This is a genomic window from Arthrobacter sp. TB 26, assembly GCF_000427315.1.
Lineage (GTDB): Bacteria > Actinomycetota > Actinomycetes > Actinomycetales > Micrococcaceae > Arthrobacter.
This window is the reverse complement of sequence record NZ_AUPJ01000235.1, coordinates 1-3280: the sequence shown is the minus strand read 5'-3', so window position 1 is coordinate 3280 and position 3280 is coordinate 1. Positions and strand designations below refer to the sequence as shown.

Below are 3280 nucleotides of genomic sequence, written 5' to 3'. Positions count from 1 at the left end.
GCAGTGGCCGCCGGGAGGAGGTCGCCGTCGGCAATGACCGCCAGCAGGCCTCCCTCCAGCGCCCCAAGTTCCTGCGGCAGGACCTCCACGAGCTTGCTGATGATCTGGCCGGGCGCGACGCGGTCGATCACCGGCGCCCAGCGGCCTTCGCGGACAGCCTTCGGCGCGGAGACGACAAGCCCCGCTGCGTTGGCCATCCGGGCGGCCGCCTCGGCGATCTGCGAGGGCGTGCGGTAGTTGACCGTGAGTTCCTCGAGCTGCCAGCGGTCCCCGAACATGGGCGCCAGCGCACCCTGCCAGGAATTGGCGCCGGCCACGGAGCTTGTCTGGGCGATGTCGCCCACGATGGTGAAGGACTTCAGCGGGCAGCGCCGGACCAGCAGGCGCCACTGCATCGGCGACAACTCCTGCGCCTCGTCCACCACGATGTGGCCGAACGCCCAGCTGCGGTCCGTTGTGGCACGCTCGGCTGCGGTGAGCCGGGCTTCGCGTTCCTGGTTCTGGTCCACGAGCTCCTCCGCGGAGATCAGGACGTCCACGCCGGCGGTTTCCATGTTGACGAGTGTCTGTTTGGCATTGGCGAGGTCGCGGGCGCGGTCGTTTTCCTGTTGGGCCAGTCCCCTGCCGGCGGCGGCGTCGAGTTCGCCGAGGAGCTCGGCGGCCTCGTCGAGCAGCGGCACGTCGGCTTCGGTCCAGGGAGCATCGGCGGGCCGGAGCAGCAGTTGACGCTCGGCCGGGCTGAGATTCGGTGTGCAGGCTTCCAGGATCGCGGGCTTGCTCAGGAGTTCACCGATGAGCTTCTCCGGCGTCATCGGCATCCAGCAAAGGTTCAGGGCGATGCGGACGTCCCGGGCGGAGCGGACATCCTCGGCCAGGTACGAGCGGTCAGCGTTGTTGCCGATGCTGCCGGCTTCGACAAGTTCGGTCATCTGCTCGGTCAGTTCGCGCAGCAGGATCTTCACGAACGAGACGCGGGCCTCGTTGTGCGGCTTGCCGGTGGAACGGGCCCTGTCCCTGGCGCGGCGGACCTGCCGGGGAGTCAGCAGAAGTTTGCGCCCGTCGACTTCGAGGACACGGTTTTCGGCCGGTATGCGCTGCCGGTTGGCCACGGCGTTCGCCACGACCTCGGCCATGTCCAGCCGGCCCTTGATGGCCGCGACCTCGGACTCGGGCTCGGCGACCGCATGGATACCGGGCATCAGGCGGCCAACGCTCGCCATCACAACGCCGGTTTCACCGAGCGACGGCAGTACGCGCTCGATGTACTTCATAAACGACGACGACGGTCCCACGAGCAGGACGCCGGCGGTCTTGAGCCGGTCCCGGTGGGTGTAGAGCAGGTAGGCGGCGCGGTGCAGCGCGACGGCGGTCTTGCCGGTGCCGGGACCACCCTGGACCACGAGGGCGCCGGAGATCGAGGAGCGGATGATCCGGTCCTGCTCGGACTGGATGGTCCCGACAATGTCTGACATCCGTCCGGTCCGCTTGGAATTCAGGGCTGCCAGCAGCGCGCCCTCACCCTGGAGGGAGTCGTTGTCGGCGAGCAGGTCGGCGTCGAGGACGTCATCCTCGATCGCTTTCACCTCTCGGCCCTGCAGGATGAGGTGGCGCCTGCGGCGCACACCCTGCCGGTCGAACGCTGTGGCCTGGTAGAAGTGGCCGGCTTCCGGCGCGCGCCAGTCCAGCATGAGGCGCTGGAGGTCCTCAGTGGTCAGTCCGATGCGGCCAATGTACTGGGCCTCCCCGGAGTCGAGGTCGAGGCGGCCGAACACCAGCCGGTCGTCGACGGCGTCGAGCTGGGCGAGGCGGTCCTCGTACAGTGCCGCGAACGCGTCCCGCTCGGAGACGTTCTGCATGGTGCCCACCGCACCGGCGCGCCGTACCTGCGCCAGCTGGGCGCGCTTTTCCGCCCGCAGCTCATCCAGCCGGGCGTAAAGTCCGGCCACATAGTCGCGTTCATGGGCCAAATCAGCGTCGTGCATCGAACGTTCCCCTATCGAAAAAGACAGACCAACCATTCTACAACCATTTCGGTCTCCCCACCGGCACATGTCAGTTTTTGCAGGCATTCTACCCAGCAAAGCGCAATCGTCCGTTGCTTAGCCGGGCACGCCGCGACCTGCTGGCGCGGCAGGGAACGCGGCAGGAACCGGGTTACAGGCGCAGCAGTGAGCTGACCCGGTGGCCACCGAGGGCCGACCGGCCACCGAGTTCGGCAAGTTCCATAACCACGCCCACACCGGCGACCTCCACGCCGCAGCGTTCGAACAGCCGCACGGCAGCGCCGAGCGTGCCGCCCGTGGCAAGGACGTCATCGAGGATCAGGACACGGCTGCCCGGTGCGAGGTCGGTGGTGTGCAGTTCCAGGGTGGCGTTGCCATATTCGAGGGCGTAGTCCTCGGAGACCACTTCACGCGGCAGCTTGCCGGCCTTGCGGACCGTGATGACGCCGGTGCCGGTGGCGTAGGCCGCAGCGGCAGCGAGCAGGAAGCCGCGGGCTTCCACCCCGGCCACGGCGTCGAACTGGCCCTGGAACAGCTCCACGAGGGCGTTCACGACAGCCTTCAGTGCCGCGCCGTCGGCGAAGACGGGGGTCAGGTCCTTGAAGACGATGCCGGGCTTGGGGTAGTCGGGGATGGTGGCGCACAGGCTGCTGATCAGCCCGGCCACCGGCGCGGTGGCATCATCCGCGGTGGTCTCATTCATGGTCATGGTGGTCTGCTGGGGCTCGCTGGGATTCACCCATCAACCTTACTGGCTGGTCCTGCAGCGTCCGGCACGTCCGCTTGATCCCCGGCAACCTGGCGGTCAGCAAATGTTCATTTCAGCGGCGCCGGATTCGACCGTTCCGTCCACCCCGGCGGTGATTGAATGCTCCAATGCGACACGACATCGTCCTCTCCGGCCACGGGGTTCACCTGATTCCGCTCGCCCCGGACCACGCGGAAGGTCTCTTTGATTTTGTGGATCCTGGCATGTGGGCGGGCATGGCGGCCCCGCTGCCCGGGACGTGCGGCGAGCTGGCAGGACTGTTCCAGTCCCGGCTGGATGATCCCGCCACCATCGCTTTCGCTGTGACGGACGGCCGGACCGGCGCCCTCCTGGGCACCACGTCCCTTCGTGACTTCGTCCCGACCCAACAGCGCCTCGAAATCGGGGGGACGTTCTTCGGGCGGCAGTTCTGGGGCAGCCACGTCAATCCTGCCAGCAAGCATATGCTCCTGGCCCACGCCTTTGACGTCCTGGCAGTCCACCGGGTGGCGTTCCGCTGCGACACCCG

The 3280-nt window shown here is 67.7% G+C and carries 3 protein-coding genes; 1 reads left to right on the top strand and 2 read right to left on the bottom strand.

Annotated features, from left to right (window positions below; all coding sequences use genetic code 11):
• A partial coding sequence (locus tag K789_RS0108395; protein WP_024366368.1) for a HelD family protein occupies positions 1–1982 on the bottom strand: 1982 nt, incomplete at its 3' end.
• Between the two features lie 172 nt (positions 1983–2154).
• The gene (locus tag K789_RS0108390) at positions 2155–2706 is read right to left on the bottom strand and encodes an adenine phosphoribosyltransferase (RefSeq protein WP_024366367.1); all 552 of its coding nucleotides are present in this window, start codon (positions 2704–2706) and stop codon (positions 2155–2157) included.
• 173 nt (positions 2707–2879) lie between these two features.
• Between K789_RS0108390 and K789_RS0108385 the strand changes: the two genes are divergently transcribed.
• Positions 2880–3280: GNAT family N-acetyltransferase (locus K789_RS0108385; protein ID WP_029704770.1), on the top strand; the 401-nt coding region annotated here is incomplete at its 3' end.

Excerpts from the sequence above, each read along its gene's own strand:
- K789_RS0108390 (WP_024366367.1), bottom strand. The coding sequence starts at position 2,706 with ATGAATGAGACCACCGCGGATGATGCCACCGCGCCGGTGGCCGGGCTG.